This window comes from Escherichia coli, assembly GCF_036503815.1.
GTDB lineage: Bacteria > Pseudomonadota > Gammaproteobacteria > Enterobacterales > Enterobacteriaceae > Escherichia > Escherichia coli_F.
On sequence record NZ_AP027764.1, the window covers coordinates 774,528 to 790,990 of the forward strand.

Annotated in this window: 17 protein-coding genes and 1 pseudogene; 11 read left to right on the forward strand and 7 right to left on the reverse strand. The window is 51.3% G+C overall.

The window, feature by feature from the left end; all coding sequences use genetic code 11:
- Nucleotides 1–14 precede the first annotated feature (14 nt).
- The 3 genes from ygiC to tolC all read right to left on the reverse strand — a co-directional run bounded on the left by ygiC (nucleotide 15) and on the right by tolC (nucleotide 3,481).
- Nucleotides 15–1,175 carry a glutathionylspermidine synthase family protein gene (gene ygiC, locus AABJ99_RS03725; RefSeq protein ID WP_000442860.1) on the reverse strand — a complete coding sequence of 387 codons (1,161 nt, stop codon included), beginning with the start codon at nucleotides 1,173–1,175 and terminating at the stop codon, nucleotides 15–17.
- Between the two features lie 5 nt (nucleotides 1,176–1,180).
- Nucleotides 1,181–1,852: a DUF1190 family protein gene (gene ygiB / locus AABJ99_RS03730; protein WP_000831534.1), complete on the reverse strand. Its 672-nt coding sequence runs from the start codon at nucleotides 1,850–1,852 to the stop codon at nucleotides 1,181–1,183.
- A gap of 147 nt (nucleotides 1,853–1,999) precedes the next feature.
- Nucleotides 2,000–3,481, reverse strand: coding sequence for an outer membrane channel protein TolC (tolC, locus tag AABJ99_RS03735; protein WP_000735299.1), 1,482 nt, complete (start codon nucleotides 3,479–3,481; stop codon nucleotides 2,000–2,002).
- Nucleotides 3,482–3,685: 204 nt separating this feature from the next.
- Here tolC and nudF point away from each other — a divergent pair, with 204 nt between their 5' ends.
- Genes nudF through parE form a run of 5 tightly spaced genes read left to right on the forward strand, consistent with a single transcriptional unit; the run spans nucleotide 3,686 to nucleotide 8,092 of the window.
- Entirely contained in the window at nucleotides 3,686–4,315 is a 630-nt protein-coding gene (gene nudF, locus AABJ99_RS03740; protein ID WP_000917127.1) for an ADP-ribose diphosphatase, read from the forward strand.
- A complete protein-coding gene (gene yqiB, locus AABJ99_RS03745) occupies nucleotides 4,316–4,738 on the forward strand; it encodes a DUF1249 family protein (RefSeq protein ID WP_000833393.1) in 423 nt (140 codons plus the stop codon). It begins immediately after the preceding gene.
- 24 nt (nucleotides 4,739–4,762) lie between these two features.
- The gene (gene cpdA / locus AABJ99_RS03750; protein ID WP_000444741.1) at nucleotides 4,763–5,590 is read left to right on the forward strand and encodes a 3',5'-cyclic-AMP phosphodiesterase; all 828 of its coding nucleotides are present in this window, start codon (nucleotides 4,763–4,765) and stop codon (nucleotides 5,588–5,590) included.
- On the forward strand, nucleotides 5,590–6,171 hold the full coding sequence (gene yqiA, locus AABJ99_RS03755) for an esterase YqiA (RefSeq protein WP_000105733.1): 582 nt from the start codon (nucleotides 5,590–5,592) through the stop codon (nucleotides 6,169–6,171). Before cpdA ends, yqiA begins: the two co-directional genes overlap by 1 nt.
- A 28-nt stretch (nucleotides 6,172–6,199) precedes the next feature.
- Nucleotides 6,200–8,092: a DNA topoisomerase IV subunit B gene (gene parE, locus AABJ99_RS03760; protein WP_000195269.1), complete on the forward strand. Its 1,893-nt coding sequence runs from the start codon at nucleotides 6,200–6,202 to the stop codon at nucleotides 8,090–8,092.
- A gap of 47 nt (nucleotides 8,093–8,139) precedes the next feature.
- Here parE and ygiN read toward each other — a convergent pair whose 3' ends face one another.
- Both ygiN and mdaB read right to left on the reverse strand, forming a co-directional pair.
- Nucleotides 8,140–8,454, reverse strand: a complete 315-nt coding sequence (gene ygiN, locus AABJ99_RS03765; protein WP_000958598.1) for a putative quinol monooxygenase — start codon at nucleotides 8,452–8,454, stop codon at nucleotides 8,140–8,142.
- Nucleotides 8,455–8,484: 30 nt separating this feature from the next.
- A complete protein-coding gene (mdaB, locus tag AABJ99_RS03770) occupies nucleotides 8,485–9,066 on the reverse strand; it encodes an NADPH:quinone oxidoreductase MdaB (RefSeq protein WP_000065441.1) in 582 nt (193 codons plus the stop codon).
- Nucleotides 9,067–9,382: 316 nt separating this feature from the next.
- Here mdaB and ygiZ point away from each other — a divergent pair, with 316 nt between their 5' ends.
- Nucleotides 9,383–9,715 carry a DUF2645 family protein gene (gene ygiZ, locus AABJ99_RS03775; protein WP_000912121.1) on the forward strand — a complete coding sequence of 111 codons (333 nt, stop codon included), beginning with the start codon at nucleotides 9,383–9,385 and terminating at the stop codon, nucleotides 9,713–9,715.
- A 45-nt stretch (nucleotides 9,716–9,760) separates the two neighbouring features.
- Here ygiZ and qseC read toward each other — a convergent pair whose 3' ends face one another.
- Both qseC and qseB read right to left on the reverse strand, forming a co-directional pair.
- Nucleotides 9,761–11,110, reverse strand: coding sequence for a quorum sensing histidine kinase QseC (gene qseC / locus AABJ99_RS03780; protein WP_039021379.1), 1,350 nt, complete (start codon nucleotides 11,108–11,110; stop codon nucleotides 9,761–9,763).
- A complete protein-coding gene (qseB, locus tag AABJ99_RS03785) occupies nucleotides 11,107–11,766 on the reverse strand; it encodes a quorum sensing response regulator transcription factor QseB (protein ID WP_001221493.1) in 660 nt (219 codons plus the stop codon). Before qseB ends, qseC begins: the two co-directional genes overlap by 4 nt.
- A 151-nt stretch (nucleotides 11,767–11,917) precedes the next feature.
- On the opposite strand from qseB, the gene ygiW reads away from it, so the two are divergent.
- The 5 genes and pseudogenes from ygiW to plsC all read left to right on the forward strand — a co-directional run bounded on the left by ygiW (nucleotide 11,918) and on the right by plsC (nucleotide 16,412).
- Nucleotides 11,918–12,310, forward strand: coding sequence for an OB fold stress tolerance protein YgiW (gene ygiW / locus AABJ99_RS03790; RefSeq protein WP_000712658.1), 393 nt, complete (start codon nucleotides 11,918–11,920; stop codon nucleotides 12,308–12,310).
- A 52-nt stretch (nucleotides 12,311–12,362) separates the two neighbouring features.
- Complete coding sequence (gene ygiV, locus AABJ99_RS03795; protein WP_000793821.1) at nucleotides 12,363–12,845, forward strand: AraC family transcriptional regulator; 483 nt, start codon at nucleotides 12,363–12,365, stop codon at nucleotides 12,843–12,845.
- 128 nt (nucleotides 12,846–12,973) lie between these two features.
- A pseudogene (locus AABJ99_RS24975) lies at nucleotides 12,974–13,045 on the forward strand (hypothetical protein); the annotation flags it as partial.
- A gap of 137 nt (nucleotides 13,046–13,182) precedes the next feature.
- Complete coding sequence (gene parC, locus AABJ99_RS03800) at nucleotides 13,183–15,441, forward strand: DNA topoisomerase IV subunit A (RefSeq protein WP_001281881.1); 2,259 nt, start codon at nucleotides 13,183–13,185, stop codon at nucleotides 15,439–15,441.
- Nucleotides 15,442–15,674: 233 nt separating this feature from the next.
- On the forward strand, nucleotides 15,675–16,412 hold the full coding sequence (gene plsC / locus AABJ99_RS03805; protein WP_000965712.1) for a 1-acylglycerol-3-phosphate O-acyltransferase: 738 nt from the start codon (nucleotides 15,675–15,677) through the stop codon (nucleotides 16,410–16,412).
- Nucleotides 16,413–16,463 lie beyond the last annotated feature (51 nt).

Here is a 16,463-nt window from a genome sequence, read left to right on the forward strand (position 1 = left end):
TCCGGTATCATGGTTTATTCAACAAAAATATGTGGATAAAACCGAGACATATCCTGGGTGATCAATGCACGGTCTTCACGAATGCCAATTCCGGCAGGTTGATCGTTCACCAGCCAGCTACCAATCAGCATATAGCTGTCGCCGAATTTCGGTAACGGGTGGAATTGCTGAACAATCATCCCTTCTTCGCCATACGGACCTTCCGCTGCTTCAATGGTTTTGCCGTTCTCAATGATCGACACGTTTGCGCCTTCACGGGAGAAGATCGGTTTAACCACATATTTTTCCATTTGCGGATGATCATCTTCCGCAAAATAAGCGGGCAGCAGGTTCGGGTGATTCGGGAACATCTCCCACAGCAGCGGTAGAAGCGCCTTGTTGGAGATAATGCTCTTCCACGCCGGTTCCAGCCAGCGTACGCCTGCATCCTCCAGCTTGGTGGAGAACATCTCACGCAGCATAAATTCCCACGGATACAGCTTGAACAGGTTAGAAATCACCTGATCCTGTAAATCCGTGAACTGACCTTTTTCGCCTAAACCGATATCGTCGATGTAGAGGAATTCAGTAGCGATTTCAGCTTCTGTCGCGCAGTCCTGCAAATACTGAATGGTTCCGCGATCTTCCACCGTGTCGCGACAGCAGGTGAGATGCAGCAACTGGAAGCCATACTGTTCACGCAACTCGACAAAGCGATCAATAAGCTTTTCTTGCAGACTGTTAAACTGGTCGCTGCCTTCCGGCAGGTTGCCCGCGTTAAGCTGATCTTCCAGCCAGATCCACTGAAAGAACGCTGCCTCGTATAGTGAGGTTGGCGTATCGGCGTTATTTTCCAGAAGTTTAGGTTCGCCAGTACCATCCCACGCCAGATCAAGACGCGAATAAAGCGATGGCTGGTGAGTCAGCCATGACTGGCGCACAAAACTCCAGGTATGTTTTGGAATGCGGAATTTAGTCATCAGCTCATCGCTGGCGATCACTTTTTCCACCACTTTCAGGCACATCTGGTGCAGTTCGGCAGTGACTTCTTCCAGCTTTTCAACCTGGGCGAGGGTCAACTTGTAGTAAGCATCTTCACACCAGTATGGCTCTCCGTACATGGTGTGAAAATTGAAACCGTATTCGTGGGCTTTTTCGCGCCAGTCCGGACGCTCGGTAATACTGACTCTTTCCATCGGTATCAGCCACCCATTGAACGAGAAGAGGTGCCAGTTGCGCTACGCTGCATGGTGCTTTGTTTGGCAACAGATTCACCAAAGCCACCGCGGGTAACGGTAGTGGTGGTCGCCGGTTTTGGCGCCATAGCTGTCTTCGGTACGGTCATGGTGCGGCCTGGCTGCGCTGCGCCATAGTTTTTACCCGTCGCGTCGGTATATTTACCGTAAGCCGGGCTGGCTGGGTTTTTCGAGGAGAACAGCGGCTGTTGTGCAAAGCCCGCGCCGCCGCCCATCAGACGCCCCATCATGTAACCGGCCATCAGCGGCATCCAGAAACTCCCGCTGGATTGCTGGGCCTGCGCCTGGTTTTCTGGTGCCATACCAGCCTGGGCTGGTGCCTGCTGGCACTGGCCTTCGCCAAATTCAGCAATACAGTCTTCACGAGTGGCGTATTTCGGCGCAGTACGTTCGGCTTCTTTCAGCGCATTGTTGTACGCAGTGGTACATTCGGCGCTTTTGCCTGGGTTTGCAGCTGAACAGTCGTCAGCATTTTGATAGAGAGACACTGTTTCATCACTCTTTTCACAGCCTGCCAGCATAAAAACAGTGGCAACAGCAAGAGCGACAGGTGTCAGATGGCGTGCGCTCCAGTTTTTGCGGAACGATGCGTGGCGTATGGATTTTGTCCGTTTCATTTTTGTCTTCCGGGACCAGTGGTAAATACCCATCAGAATAGAGGATGGCTGGTCGAAATTGAAGCGAGAAGGGGGAAGAATGCGGCAGAAAACCCGTATCTTTACGTTGCCTTACGTTCAGACGGGGCCGAAGCCCCGTCGTCAGCATCAGTTACGGAAAGGGTTATGACCGTTACTGGTGGTAGTGCGTGCGGATGCTTGCTGAACGGCTGGGGCCGGGCTATCTGGTGCATAACCATCAGCAATAGCATTTTGTTCTGGCGTTTGCGGCGCAACGTTTTCTGGATTAGTGGAAACCGGTTTGCTCAGCGCATTGTTCAGTGCCAGCAGATCCTGCTCGTTCAACGTACCCAGAGCTGATTTAATATTCAACTGGTTAATCAGGTAGTTATAACGCGCATTCGCCAGCTCTTGCTTGGCGTTGTACAGCGTGGTGGTGGCATCCAGCACATCAACAATGGTACGCGTACCGACCGAGTAGCCCGCTTCCATCGCGTCTAATGAGCTTTGAGCGGAAACTACGGCTTGTTTGTAGGCGTTAATGCTGCTGATAGAAGCATTAATGTTGTTGAAGGAGGAACGCACGGTTTGCACGACGCTACGATGCGCGCTTTCCAGTTGTTCGCTGGCACCAACAAAGTTGTACTGTGCCTGTTTCACCTGCGAGTTAACCATTCCGCCCTGATAAATCGGCAGCGAGAAGCTCAGGCCAACTTTGTTCTGTCCCATATTGCTATCGTCATACTGGGTACCAGCGGCACCACGAGTTTTCGAACCGCTATATGAGGTGTCAGATATCCCGGTAGAAGCCGTTAAATCCAGAGTCGGTAAGTGACCATCCTGCGCCTGGCGAATTTGCTCGCGCGCCAGGTCCTGACTCAAGCGTGCCTGTAACAGCGACAGGTTGCGTTTTTCGGCTTCTTTCAGCAGTGCGTTAACCGGCTGTGGTTTGTCGGTTTTAAAGTTTTCGACATTCAGCGCCGCCAGTTCCGGATAATAGTTACCGGTGATCTGGCGCAGCTGCTCTACCGCGTTATCAAGGTTATTACGTGCGGTCACTTCGTTCGCCAGCACGGTATCGTACTGTGCGCGGGCGTTCTGCACGTCGGTGATCGCTACCAGGCCCACGTTAAAACGTTGGGTGGTTTGATCTAACTGACGGTAGATCGCTTCTTTTTGCGCCTGTGTATAGGAAAGAACGTCAATCGCATTCAACACGTTGAAATAAGCGGTCGCGGTGTTGAGGATCAAGGTTTGCTGATCGGTCTGATACGTGACGTCCTGAATCCCTGCTGCTTTTTCCTGCAGCGTTAACGCACGCCATTTCGACATATCAAAAATGGATTGAGTTAACTGCAGGGACGCACTGGTCGCGTTAGAGTTGATGCCGTTCGCGTCGCGGTAGCCGTTGCTATAGGTGTAATCTGCACCTAAACCTAGCTGTGGCAGTAATGGACTGCGCGCTTCATTAATTTTTTCAAAGGCAGCATCACGATCGGCGGCAGACTTACGCAATTCCGGGTTACTAAGGCGTGCTTGCTGATAAACTTGCATCAGGTTCTCGGCCTGGCTCAACGTACTGAACCCAGAAAGGCTCAGGCCGATAAGAATGGGGAGCAATTTCTTCATTTGCATTCCTTGTGGTGAAGCAGTATTTAGCGCGATCAAACTGTAAAATTATTGCGGATTCTAGCAGAAGCCGCTACCGCAAAAGGTTGGCGTTACGTGCCATAGGGCGTTAATGTGCCTCAATTTAACACATGACTGCTCAAACGGCAGTCAAACGTCGCTGAAATTCACATTTAATTCACTATTAGTGCCAGGACATTAACAATGCTTAAGCCAGACAACCTGCCCGTTACTTTTGGCAAAAACGATGTTGAAATTATTGCACGAGAAACACTTTATCGCGGCTTTTTTTCATTAGATCTTTATAGATTTCGTCATCGTCTATTCAACGGGCAAATGAGTCGTGAGGTACGGCGGGAAATTTTTGAGCGCGGTCACGCCGCAGTCTTGCTACCCTTTGACCCAGTGCGCGATGAAGTTGTGCTGATTGAGCAGATTCGGATTGCCGCGTATGACACCAGCGAAACCCCCTGGCTACTGGAGATGGTGGCCGGGATGATTGAAGAGGGTGAAAGTGTGGAAGATGTCGCCCGTCGCGAAGCGATTGAAGAGGCGGGACTGATAGTCAAACGGACCAAACCGGTGTTAAGTTTCCTGGCAAGCCCTGGGGGCACCAGTGAGCGTTCGTCAATTATGGTGGGCGAAGTGGACGCCACGACCGCAAGCGGTATTCACGGTCTGGCTGATGAAAACGAAGATATTCGCGTTCATGTGGTAAGCCGGGAACAGGCATACCAATGGGTAGAAGAGGGGAAAATCGACAACGCAGCGTCGGTCATCGCTTTGCAATGGCTGCAGCTGCATCATCAAGCGTTAAAAAATGAGTGGGCATAAATGAAGCGTTACACACCTGACTTTCCTGAAATGATGCGCCTGTGCGAGATGAACTTTTCACAATTGCGGCGTTTGTTACCGCGCAATGACGCACCCGGCGAAACTGTAAGCTATCAGGTGGCAAACGCACAATATCGGCTAACGATTGTGGAATCGACCCGATACACTACCCTGGTGACAATCGAACAGACTGCGCCCGCGATCAGTTACTGGAGCCTTCCGTCAATGACGGTGCGTCTGTATCATGACGCGATGGTGGCTGAAGTGTGTTCAAGTCAGCAGATTTTTCGCTTCAAAGCGCGGTATGATTATCCTAATAAAAAGTTGCATCAACGCGACGAAAAGCATCAAATTAACCAGTTTTTAGCTGACTGGTTGCGATACTGTTTAGCACATGGAGCGATGGCGATTCCGGTTTATTAGCGTCGTGAAACCTAAGGACACCATTTGGAAAGCCTGTTAACCCTTCCTCTGGCTGGTGAGGCCAGAGTCAGGATTTTACAAATTACCGACACTCACCTGTTTGCGCAAAAGCACGAAGCCCTGTTGGGGGTAAATACCTGGGAAAGCTACCAGGCGGTGCTGGAGGCGATTCGTCCACACCAGCACGAATTCGACCTGATTGTCGCGACCGGTGATTTAGCGCAGGATCAATCCTCTGCGGCCTATCAGCATTTCGCTGAAGGCATCGCAAGTTTTCGTGCGCCCTGCGTCTGGCTACCGGGCAACCACGATTTTCAGCCTGCGATGTACAGCGCGCTACAGGATGCGGGGATCTCCCCGGCGAAGCGGGTGTTTATTGGTGAGCAATGGCAAATCCTGTTGCTGGATAGCCAGGTGTTTGGCGTGCCGCACGGTGAGCTGAGCGAGTTTCAGCTTGAGTGGCTGGAACGTAAACTGGCCGATGCGCCAGAACGCCATACGTTGCTGCTGCTGCACCATCATCCGCTACCTGCGGGTTGTAGCTGGCTCGACCAACACAGTCTGCGTAACGCGGGCGAACTGGATAACGTGCTGGCGAAGTTTCCGAACGTTAAATACTTGCTGTGTGGACATATCCATCAGGAGCTGGATCTCGACTGGAATGGTCGCCGCCTGCTGGCAACGCCATCGACCTGTGTACAGTTTAAGCCGCATTGTTCCAACTTTACGCTGGACACCATCGCGCCTGGCTGGCGTACGCTCGAGTTACATGCTGATGGTACGCTGACCACCGAGGTGCACCGCCTGGCGGACACACGTTTCCAACCTGATACCGCTTCAGAAGGCTACTGATGTCTACGCTTCTTTATTTACACGGTTTCAACAGTTCGCCGCGCTCTGCAAAAGCGAGTTTGTTGAAAAACTGGCTGGCGGAACATCACCCTGACGTTGAGATGATCATTCCGCAGTTACCGCCGTACCCTTCCGATGCGGCAGAACTGCTGGAATCCATTGTCCTGGAACATGGCGGTGATTCGCTGGGGATCGTCGGTTCATCACTGGGGGGATATTACGCCACCTGGTTGTCGCAATGTTTTATGCTGCCCGCCGTGGTGGTAAACCCAGCGGTGCGCCCGTTTGAACTGTTGACGGACTATCTCGGTCAGAACGAGAACCCCTACACCGGGCAGCAATATGTGCTAGAGTCACGCCATATTTACGATCTCAAAGTCATGCAGATTGACCCGCTGGAAGCGCCGGATTTGATCTGGCTGCTGCAACAGACGGGAGATGAAGTGCTGGATTACCGCCAGGCGGTGGCGTACTACGCTTCCTGCCGCCAGACTGTTATAGAAGGCGGCAACCACGCATTCACAGGCTTCGAAGATTATTTCAACCCGATCGTCGATTTTCTTGGTCTGCACCATCTCTGACGATCAACTCGAATTGCTAACTTAAACCATGACGCAAACTTATAACGCTGATGCCATTGAGGTACTCACCGGGCTTGAGCCGGTTCGCCGCCGCCCGGGGATGTATACCGATACCACGCGCCCTAACCATTTGGGGCAAGAAGTCATTGATAACAGTGTCGATGAAGCACTGGCGGGTCACGCAAAACGCGTGGACGTTATTTTACATGCTGACCAGTCGTTAGAAGTGATTGATGATGGTCGCGGGATGCCGGTGGATATTCACCCTGAAGAAGGCGTTCCGGCGGTCGAACTGATTCTTTGCCGTTTGCACGCGGGTGGTAAATTCTCTAACAAAAACTACCAGTTCTCTGGCGGCCTGCATGGCGTGGGGATTTCGGTGGTTAACGCCCTGTCGAAGCGCGTAGAAGTTAACGTACGCCGCGATGGTCAGATCTATAACATCGCCTTTGAAAATGGCGAAAAGGTACAGGATTTGCAGGTTGTTGGCACTTGCGGTAAACGCAATACCGGTACCAGCGTGCACTTCTGGCCGGATGAAGCCTTCTTTGACAGCCCGCGTTTCTCTGTTTCACGCCTGACGCATGTGCTGAAAGCCAAAGCGGTACTGTGCCCGGGCGTTGAGATCACTTTTAAAGATGAGATCAACAACACCGAACAACGCTGGTGCTATCAGGACGGTCTGAACGATTACCTGGCGGAAGCGGTAAACGGTTTACCGACGCTGCCGGAAAAACCGTTTATCGGTAATTTCGCTGGCGATACTGAAGCGGTGGACTGGGCGCTACTGTGGCTGCCGGAAGGCGGAGAACTGCTGACCGAAAGCTACGTCAACCTGATCCCTACGATGCAGGGCGGTACGCACGTTAACGGTTTGCGTCAGGGCCTGCTGGACGCAATGCGCGAGTTCTGTGAATACCGCAACATTCTGCCGCGCGGCGTGAAGCTATCAGCGGAAGATATCTGGGATCGCTGCGCCTATGTGCTGTCAGTAAAAATGCAGGATCCACAGTTTGCCGGGCAGACCAAAGAGCGCCTCTCCTCGCGTCAATGTGCGGCATTCGTTTCTGGCGTAGTGAAAGATGCTTTCATCCTGTGGCTGAACCAGAACGTTCAGGCGGCTGAACTGTTGGCAGAAATGGCGATTTCCAGCGCCCAGCGCCGTATGCGTGCGGCCAAGAAAGTGGTGCGTAAAAAGCTGACCAGCGGCCCGGCACTGCCTGGCAAACTGGCTGACTGTACCGCGCAGGACCTTAACCGTACTGAACTGTTCCTCGTGGAAGGTGACTCCGCAGGCGGCTCTGCCAAGCAGGCGCGCGATCGTGAATATCAGGCGATCATGCCGTTGAAAGGTAAGATCCTTAACACCTGGGAAGTCTCTTCTGATGAAGTGCTTGCTTCGCAGGAAGTGCACGATATTTCGGTAGCGATCGGTATCGATCCTGACAGTGACGATCTTAGCCAACTGCGTTATGGCAAGATCTGTATTCTGGCGGATGCGGACTCCGATGGTCTGCACATTGCCACGCTGCTTTGCGCTTTGTTTGTAAAACACTTCCGCGCGTTGGTGAAACACGGTCACGTTTACGTTGCTCTGCCACCGCTCTACCGTATTGACCTTGGAAAAGAGGTTTATTACGCGCTGACAGAAGAAGAAAAAGAGGGCGTGCTCGAGCAATTAAAACGCAAGAAAGGCAAGCCGAACGTTCAGCGTTTTAAAGGTCTGGGGGAAATGAACCCGATGCAATTGCGCGAAACCACGCTTGATCCGAATACTCGCCGTCTGGTGCAGTTGACCATCGATGATGAAGACGATCAGCGTACTGACGCGATGATGGACATGCTACTGGCGAAGAAACGCTCGGAAGATCGCCGTAACTGGTTGCAAGAGAAAGGCGACATGGCGGAGATTGAGGTTTAAAGGAAAGAACATTGCCCGGTCAGGATGGCCGGGCAAACAAGGCAGGATTAAATCCCTGGCTGCAGAATACGAATATTCATCTCCAGCACGTCGCCTTTTACGGCTTCGCTGTACGCCTTCATGTGCGGGGTTTGCAGATGCGCTTCAAGGTGCGCGATGCTTTCCCACTGCTCAATCATCACGATAGAATCCGGTGCCATAGACTGGAAACTCACGCCAGCAGCACAATCCACCATTGGCGCATAGCCGTGGCAACCTTCTTCTTTCAGTACGGTTGGAACGATTTTAGCAAACTGATCCAACACTGCCTGACGGTGATGTTGACCAGGACGAGTACGGATTTCTGCGATTACGGTAAGCATGGTTAACTCCTTCTAAAGCCAGAGCTCTAGTTAACCAAAAATTTCCACAAGATGCTTGCGATATTCTTCAGTATAGCGGGGAACATCAGGCATTTTTATCACGTCATTAGCGATAAATGTCGGCAGCGGTTCCATACCAAGGAATTGGTTTGCTTTATGGAATGGTAGATACACACCGTCAACGCCAACCCCGTGGAAGAACTGATCTTTTTCGGTGAAAGCTTCCATTGGTGCGTTCCAGGTCAGGGAAAGCATATATTTTTTACCTTGTACCAGACCGCCAGAACCGTATTTTTTCGACGGATCTTTGCGGGTACGACCATCGCTGGCATACAGAGTCCCGTGACCTTCGGTGAATACATCATCAATGTATTTTTTCACCGTCCACGGCGCGCCCATCCACCAGCCTGGCATCTGCCAGATCACCACATCAGCCCAGAGAAAGTTTTGTACTTCCGCTTTGACATCGTAGTCGCTCTCGGCGCGAACAATACGGACATCATGCCCGAGGTCGCGCAGCGTGCCATCCGCGACTTCGGTCAGGGTGTCGTTCAGTTGACCATTGGAGTGGGCGAATTTTTTCGCGCCGTTGATAATCAGGATGTTGCTCATTTTTTAACCTCAAGGTGAGACGTTTGCCGACTATAGTACGTCACAGAGCGGTACGGTGAAATTAGCAAAATGTGCAAAGTCTTTTGCGAATTTAGCAAAAGTCTGATCTTGCTCCGATTCACCGATGCAGGATAAATATTTTCTGAAAATGACAATACTGATAGCCATTCCTCATAATTCCTACTCGCACCGGATTAATTTACAGGTTTGGTTCGGTTTTTTGGGGATTAAAAATATGGCGTTGGATAAGTAAAAATGAAAATATCAACGCGTCACGTTGATAATTATAAATGGATTTTTATGAGCGTGCTAACATATGTTAAAGCATAAAATTCAAACAATATTTGAAGCTCTGTTATATATAATGCTTACTTATTGGTTAATAGATGCTTTTTTTGCATTCAATAAGTATGACTGGATGCTTGAGTCGGGAGACAATATTTGCAGTATACCTTCCGTTTCAGGCGAAGATCGTATATTGCAAACAATGATTGCAGCATTTTTTCTTCTGACGCCACTTATTATTATTATCTTAAGAAAACTCTTTGTGCGAGAAATGTTTGAGTTTTGGTTATATGTAATCTCGCTCGTTATTTGTTTGGTTTGTGGTTGGTGGCTTTTTTGGGGACGGTTTATATTTTGCTATTAATAAAATCTATGAGAGTCGTTTTAACGGCTCTCATAGACAGAGAAGTTACCAGCTTACTTTCGCCTCAAATCCACCTTGTTCCGCATTCCCAAACTCAACATTCATGCCATGCAGCTTGGCGATTCGCTGGACAATTGAAAGCCCAAGTCCACTGCCGGTAGCGGTTTGTCCGGGTGGGCGATAGAAGCGTTCGCCAATTCTCGCCAGTGCCTCTGGTGTCACACCGGGGCCGTTATCCCTCACGATGAAATTATCGGCATTCAGCGTGACGTCCACCACGCTACCTTGTGGACTGTAGCGCACGGCGTTATCCAGCAAATTTCGCACCAACAAACTTAGCAATAGCGGTTGTCCGGTGCGTTTGATGCCGTGGGCATTGAGTGTCAGTCGCACGTCAATTTTCGCCTGCTGCGCCGTGTGGTAAATATCCATCACCGACGATTGCAGGAGATCTTCAAGCGGGATCTCCGCGACGTCCTGAAGGTTATCCAGTGAGTCCAGCCGCGATAGCGTGAGCAGTTGATCAACCAGACGAGTAGCACGATCGATCCCGGAATGTAATTGGAGCAGTGCTTTTTTCCGCGCCTGCGGATCATCGTCAGAGAGCTGCGCAACTTCGGTTTGCACTTTCAGCGCCGTTAACGGGCTACGTAGTTCATGAGCTGCGTCGGAGGTAAAGCGTCGTTCACGAACCATCATCGCATGTGTGCGGGCGAACAGTTGATTCAACGACTCAACCAGTGGACGCACTTCGCTGGGTACGCCCGTCGCGTTTAGTGGTTTTTCCGAGTCAGGGTCACGCATACGTAGTGCCAGCGCCAGTTTGTTCAGCGGCGCGAGTTCACGACCCAGTAGTACCATCATGATGATTAACATAATCGGCAGTGCGACAAGCCACGGGATCAATTGCCCGGCAACAATCGCCAGCGCCATGTCTTCGCGGTATTCCCATTCCTGACCAACAACGATGCGATATTTGCCATCAGGTGAGGTCATCCAGACAAAACGCCATTGATCTTTATCGCCCACCAGTTGCCCGTCAGCAAAACCTTCCCGTTGATAGCTATAAGGAATATCTTCTCCATTATCGCCATCGTTAAGGACCATTCTGCCGTCGTGGGTAAAGATGGCAAAGGTCAGCGCATCGTCATCAACATGACCGTGTTTTAATTTATTTGGCGTCTGTGCCATGCGATCTGCCGCGTTGATTTCGTTGAGATCAAGCGTACTTAACCGCTTGGCAAACAGCATCAGTTGGGTGTCGAACAACTCATCGACGTTATCCGTTGTTTGTTTCCAGGCGACAAAGCTGGAAAGCAGCCAGGTCACCGAGGCCAGAATTAAAAAGATTAGCGTCAGCCTGACTCGCAGACTAAGACGTTGGGTAAATTTCATTTCTCACCTAATGTGTAGCCAATACCATGCACGGTACGAATAAAATCACTACCGAGTTTGCGTCGCAGATGATGCACATGCACTTCAACGGCATTACTGGTGACCTCTTCGTCCCAGGTATACAGTTTCTCTTCAATCAGTTTGCGCGGCAGTACCCGACCAGCGTTACGCATCAGTAATTCCAGCAGGGCAAATTCTTTTGGTTTCAGCGTTAAGGGTTCGCCAGCCAGCGTGGCGATACGTTTGCCGGGGTCGAGCATGACGTTGCCGTGGCGCAGCTCGTTGCTGGCCTGGCCGTTGGTTCGGCGCATCAGAGCTTCCAGCCTGGCGGCGACTTCTATCAACGCAAAAGGTTTACACAGATAATCGTCAGCTCCCAGACGCAGCCCTTCTACACGTTCCGCCAGCGCATCGCGCGCAGTCAGGATCAATACCGGCTCACGCTGACCTTTTTCTCGCCATTCGCGCAAAATATCGCGACCATCCATGCCCGGTAAGGTTAAATCCAGGATCACCGCATCATAAGGTGCGCTATATAGCGCCTCTTTTCCCTGACGACCTTGTGTAAACCAGTCGACGCTAAAACCCATTTTACTAAGGCCCGTTTTGATGCCGTCGCCAATCAGCATGTCATCTTCTATCAGTAAAATTCGCATTTTTTCATCCCTGCGATAACCATATTTGCTGCCAGTAAACCGTGTTGTAACGCGCTCTGTACAGCACTAAATTTTATTTTTTTCCCTTAAGAAGTTGTTAAGGACTATCTTGTTAAATGCTCGAAAACAGACATTAAAGGGAGTAATAAACATGAAAAAATTCGCAGCAGTAATCGCAGTAATGGCCCTGTGCAGTGCACCGGTGATGGCAGCAGAGCAGGGCGGTTTTTCTGGTCCATCGGCAACACAAAGTCAGGCCGGAGGATTCCAGGGGCCGAATGGCAGCGTAACGACCGTAGAAAGCGCAAAATCCCTGCGTGATGACACTTGGGTCACCCTGCGCGGCAATATCGTTGAACGTATCTCTGACGATCTCTACGTGTTCAAAGATGCCAGCGGTACTATCAATGTTGATATCGACCACAAACGCTGGAACGGCGTGACGGTGACCCCGAAAGATACCGTTGAGATTCAGGGTGAAGTCGATAAAGACTGGAACTCTGTTGAAATTGACGTCAAACAGATCCGCAAAGTAAATCCGTAATTGTTAGCGCTCCCGGGACACGTTCCCGGGAATAATTTCGCAGGGAGGCAAAATGAAAAACCTGACACTGGATGTAAATATTATCGATTTCCCATCAATCCCTGTGGCGATGTTGCCACATCGCTGTAGCCCTGAATTGCTCAACTACAGCGTGGCGAAATTTATCATGTGGCGTAAAGAAACGGGGCTTTCTCCTGTTAACCAAAGCCAGACTTTTGGTGTCGCCTGGGATGACCCTGCCACCACCGTACCGGAAGCGTTTCGCTTTGATATCTGCGGCAGCGTTAACGAACCGATTCCCGATAATCGTTATGGCGTGAGTAATGGTGAACTTACCGGTGGACGTTATGCCGTGGCCCGCCACGTTGGCGAGCTGGACGATATTTCACATACGGTATGGGGCATCATTCGCCACTGGCTGCCTGCAAGCGGCGAGAAAATGCGTAAAGCACCGATTCTGTTTCACTACACCAATCTTGCCGAAGGGGTAACAGAGCAGCGACTGGAAACGGATGTTTATGTGCCGCTGGCGTGATGGGGAATCTTTACCGGAGTGTGAGCCAAATCACTCGCTATCAGTTTAAGTTAACGATGCCACAGGCGTAATGTTGTCCGCTCAGACTCTGACGGCACAGGATTTTGTCCTTCCACACAGAAACCGCCATTGGCGGTTTTCCGCTGCATAATCCTCAGGATTATGTCTATAGCAAAGAGTTGTATATCAAGGCACATTGATGCCTTTATCGCCGTCGGAGCACGTCCGGCGGCGCTATTCACGCTGATCTCCTGTGACTCGACGCGGCAGATAATGTAGTATCTCCGGCAATATTGCCCCTTTGAAGGCTGGCGAATAAGTTGAGGAATCAGAATTAATGAGCGATATGGCAGAGCGCCTTGCGCTACATGAATTTACGGAAAACGCCTACTTAAACTACTCCATGTACGTGATCATGGACCGTGCGTTGCCGTTTATTGGTGATGGTCTGAAACCTGTTCAGCGCCGCATTGTGTATGCGATGTCTGAGCTGGGCCTGAATGCCAGCGCCAAATTTAAAAAATCGGCCCGTACCGTCGGTGACGTACTGGGTAAATACCATCCGCACGGCGATAGCGCTTGTTATGAAGCGATGGTCCTGATGGCGCAGCCGTTCTCTTACCGTTATCCGCTGGTTGATGGTCAGGGGAACTGGGGCGCGCCGGACGATCCGAAATCGTTCGCAGCAATGCGTTACACCGAATCCCGGTTGTCGAAATATTCCGAGCTGCTATTGAGCGAGCTGGGGCAGGGGACGGCTGACTGGGTGCCAAACTTCGACGGCACTTTGCAGGAGCCGAAAATGCTGCCTGCCCGTCTGCCAAACATTTTGCTTAACGGCACCACCGGTATTGCCGTCGGCATGGCGACCGATATTCCACCGCATAACCTGCGTGAAGTGGCTCAGGCGGCAATCGCATTAATCGACCAGCCGAAAACCACGCTCGACCAGCTGCTGGATATCGTGCAGGGGCCGGATTATCCGACCGAAGCGGAAATCATCACCTCGCGTGCCGAGATCCGTAAAATCTACGAAAATGGTCGCGGTTCTGTGCGTATGCGCGCGGTGTGGAAGAAAGAAGATGGGGCGGTGGTTATCAGCGCATTGCCGCATCAGGTTTCTGGTGCGCGCGTACTGGAGCAAATTGCTGCGCAAATGCGCAACAAAAAGCTGCCGATGGTTGACGATCTGCGCGATGAGTCTGACCACGAGAACCCGACCCGTCTGGTGATTGTGCCGCGTTCCAACCGCGTGGATATGGATCAGGTGATGAATCACCTTTTCGCCACCACCGATCTGGAAAAGAGCTATCGTATTAACCTTAATATGATCGGTCTGGATGGCCGTCCGGCGGTGAAAAACCTGCTGGAAATCCTCTCCGAATGGCTGGTGTTCCGCCGCGATACCGTACGCCGCCGACTGAACTATCGTCTGGAGAAAGTCCTCAAGCGCCTGCATATCCTCGAAGGTTTGCTGGTGGCGTTTCTCAATATCGACGAAGTGATTGAGATCATTCGTAATGAAGATGAACCGAAACCGGCTCTGATGTCGCGGTTTGGTCTTACGGAAACTCAGGCGGAAGCGATCCTCGAACTGAAACTGCGTCATCTTGCCAAACTGGAAGAGATGAAGATTCGCGGTGAGCAGAGTGAGCTGGAAAAAGAGCGCGACCAGTTGCAGGGCATTTTGGCTTCCGAGCGTAAAATGAATAACCTGCTGAAGAAAGAACTGCAGGCAGACGCGCAAGCCTACGGTGACGATCGTCGTTCGCCGTTGCAGGAACGCGAAGAAGCGAAAGCGATGAGTGAGCACGACATGCTGCCGTCGGAACCCGTCACCATTGTGCTGTCGCAGATGGGCTGGGTACGCAGCGCTAAAGGCCATGATATCGACGCGCCGGGCCTGAATTATAAAGCGGGTGATAGCTTCAAAGCGGCGGTGAAAGGCAAGAGTAACCAACCGGTAGTGTTTGTTGATTCCACCGGTCGTAGCTATGCCATCGACCCGATTACGCTGCCGTCGGCGCGTGGTCAGGGCGAACCGCTCACCGGCAAATTAACGTTGCCGCCTGGGGCGACCGTTGACCATATGCTGATGGAAAGCGACGATCAGAAACTGCTGATGGCTTCCGATGCGGGTTACGGTTTCGTCTGTACCTTTAACGATCTGGTGGCGCGTAACCGTGCAGGTAAGGCTTTGATCACCTTACCGGAAAATGCCCATGTTATGCCGCCGGTGGTGATTGAAGATGCTTCCGATATGCTGCTGGCAATCACTCAGGCAGGCCGTATGTTGATGTTCCCGGTAAGCGATCTGCCGCAGCTGTCGAAGGGCAAAGGCAACAAGATTATCAACATTCCGTCGGCAGAAGCCGCGCGTGGCGAGGATGGTCTGGCGCAACTGTACGTTCTGCCGCCGCAAAGCACGCTGACCATTCATGTTGGGAAACGCAAAATTAAACTGCGTCCGGAAGAGCTACAGAAAGTCACTGGCGAACGTGGACGCCGCGGTACGTTGATGCGCGGTTTGCAGCGTATCGATCGTGTCGAGATCGACTCTCCTCGCCGCGCCAGCAGCGGCGATAGCGAAGAGTAGTATGCCGGGGAGGGTATTGCTTCCTCCCGCTTGCAAGGAACGCCGGATGAAACGTTAAGTCGTCATCCGGCAGCATATTCAACCCCCGGAAACGATAAAAATTCCCTTGAAACCGTTGTTTATTCATGCGTTGCGATTAACAATACGCTTTTCCAGAGAGCGGCTTTTAACAATGCCCTAACCTGATTTCAGGTGACGTACAATGCCAGTCTCTCAGACCTTCAGAGGGTGTTATGCTATATATCTTTCGTCTTATTATTACCGTGATTTACAGCATCTTAGTCTGTGTATTCGGCTCCATTTACTGCCTTTTCAGCCCGCGTAACCCGAAACATGTAGCCACCTTTGGGCATATGTTTGGTCGTCTTGCGCCGCTGTTCGGCCTGAAAGTTGAGTGTCGCAAACCTGCAGATGCTGAAAGCTACGGCAATGCTATTTATATTGCTAACCACCAGAACAACTATGACATGGTGACAGCATCGAACATCGTGCAACCGCCGACGGTGACGGTAGGTAAAAAGAGTTTGCTGTGGATCCCCTTCTTTGGTCAGTTGTACTGGTTAACCGGCAACTTATTGATCGACAGAAACAATCGCACTAAAGCTCACGGCACTATTGCGGAAGTAGTGAATCACTTCAAAAAACGCCGTATTTCCATCTGGATGTTCCCGGAAGGTACCCGCAGCCGTGGTCGCGGCCTGCTGCCGTTCAAGACCGGAGCATTTCACGCGGCAATTGCGGCGGGCGTCCCGATTATTCCCGTGTGCGTCTCTACAACTTCGAATAAGATTAATCTTAATCGGCTACACAACGGTCTGGTGATTGTCGAAATGCTGCCGCCAATTGACGTCAGTCAGTATGGCAAAGATCAGGTTCGCGAGTTGGCTGCCCATTGTCGTTCGATAATGGAACAAAAAATCGCTGAGCTCGATAAAGAAGTCGCAGAGCGCGAAGCCGCCGGAAAAGTTTAAGTCGGCAATCTGTATTTTTGCGGGGGAACACTTTCCTGCACGGTATTACTT

Bases quoted from the DNA above. Each gene is read 5' to 3' on its own strand.
- ygiC (WP_000442860.1), bottom strand. From the start codon at position 1,175: ATGGAAAGAGTCAGTATTACCGAGCGTCCGGACTGGCGCGAAAAAGCC.
- ygiB (WP_000831534.1), bottom strand. From the start codon at position 1,852: ATGAAACGGACAAAATCCATACGCCACGCATCGTTCCGCAAAAACTGG.
- tolC (WP_000735299.1), bottom strand. From the start codon at position 3,481: ATGAAGAAATTGCTCCCCATTCTTATCGGCCTGAGCCTTTCTGGGTTC.
- nudF (WP_000917127.1), top strand. From the start codon at position 3,686: ATGCTTAAGCCAGACAACCTGCCCGTTACTTTTGGCAAAAACGATGTT.
- yqiB (WP_000833393.1), top strand. From the start codon at position 4,316: ATGAAGCGTTACACACCTGACTTTCCTGAAATGATGCGCCTGTGCGAG.
- yqiA (WP_000105733.1), top strand. From the start codon at position 5,590: ATGTCTACGCTTCTTTATTTACACGGTTTCAACAGTTCGCCGCGCTCT.
- parE (WP_000195269.1), top strand. From the start codon at position 6,200: ATGACGCAAACTTATAACGCTGATGCCATTGAGGTACTCACCGGGCTT.
- ygiN (WP_000958598.1), bottom strand. From the start codon at position 8,454: ATGCTTACCGTAATCGCAGAAATCCGTACTCGTCCTGGTCAACATCAC.
- mdaB (WP_000065441.1), bottom strand. From the start codon at position 9,066: ATGAGCAACATCCTGATTATCAACGGCGCGAAAAAATTCGCCCACTCC.
- ygiZ (WP_000912121.1), top strand. From the start codon at position 9,383: ATGTTAAAGCATAAAATTCAAACAATATTTGAAGCTCTGTTATATATA.
- qseC (WP_039021379.1), bottom strand. From the start codon at position 11,110: ATGAAATTTACCCAACGTCTTAGTCTGCGAGTCAGGCTGACGCTAATC.
- qseB (WP_001221493.1), bottom strand. From the start codon at position 11,766: ATGCGAATTTTACTGATAGAAGATGACATGCTGATTGGCGACGGCATC.
- ygiW (WP_000712658.1), top strand. From the start codon at position 11,918: ATGAAAAAATTCGCAGCAGTAATCGCAGTAATGGCCCTGTGCAGTGCA.
- ygiV (WP_000793821.1), top strand. From the start codon at position 12,363: ATGAAAAACCTGACACTGGATGTAAATATTATCGATTTCCCATCAATC.
- parC (WP_001281881.1), top strand. From the start codon at position 13,183: ATGAGCGATATGGCAGAGCGCCTTGCGCTACATGAATTTACGGAAAAC.
- plsC (WP_000965712.1), top strand. From the start codon at position 15,675: ATGCTATATATCTTTCGTCTTATTATTACCGTGATTTACAGCATCTTA.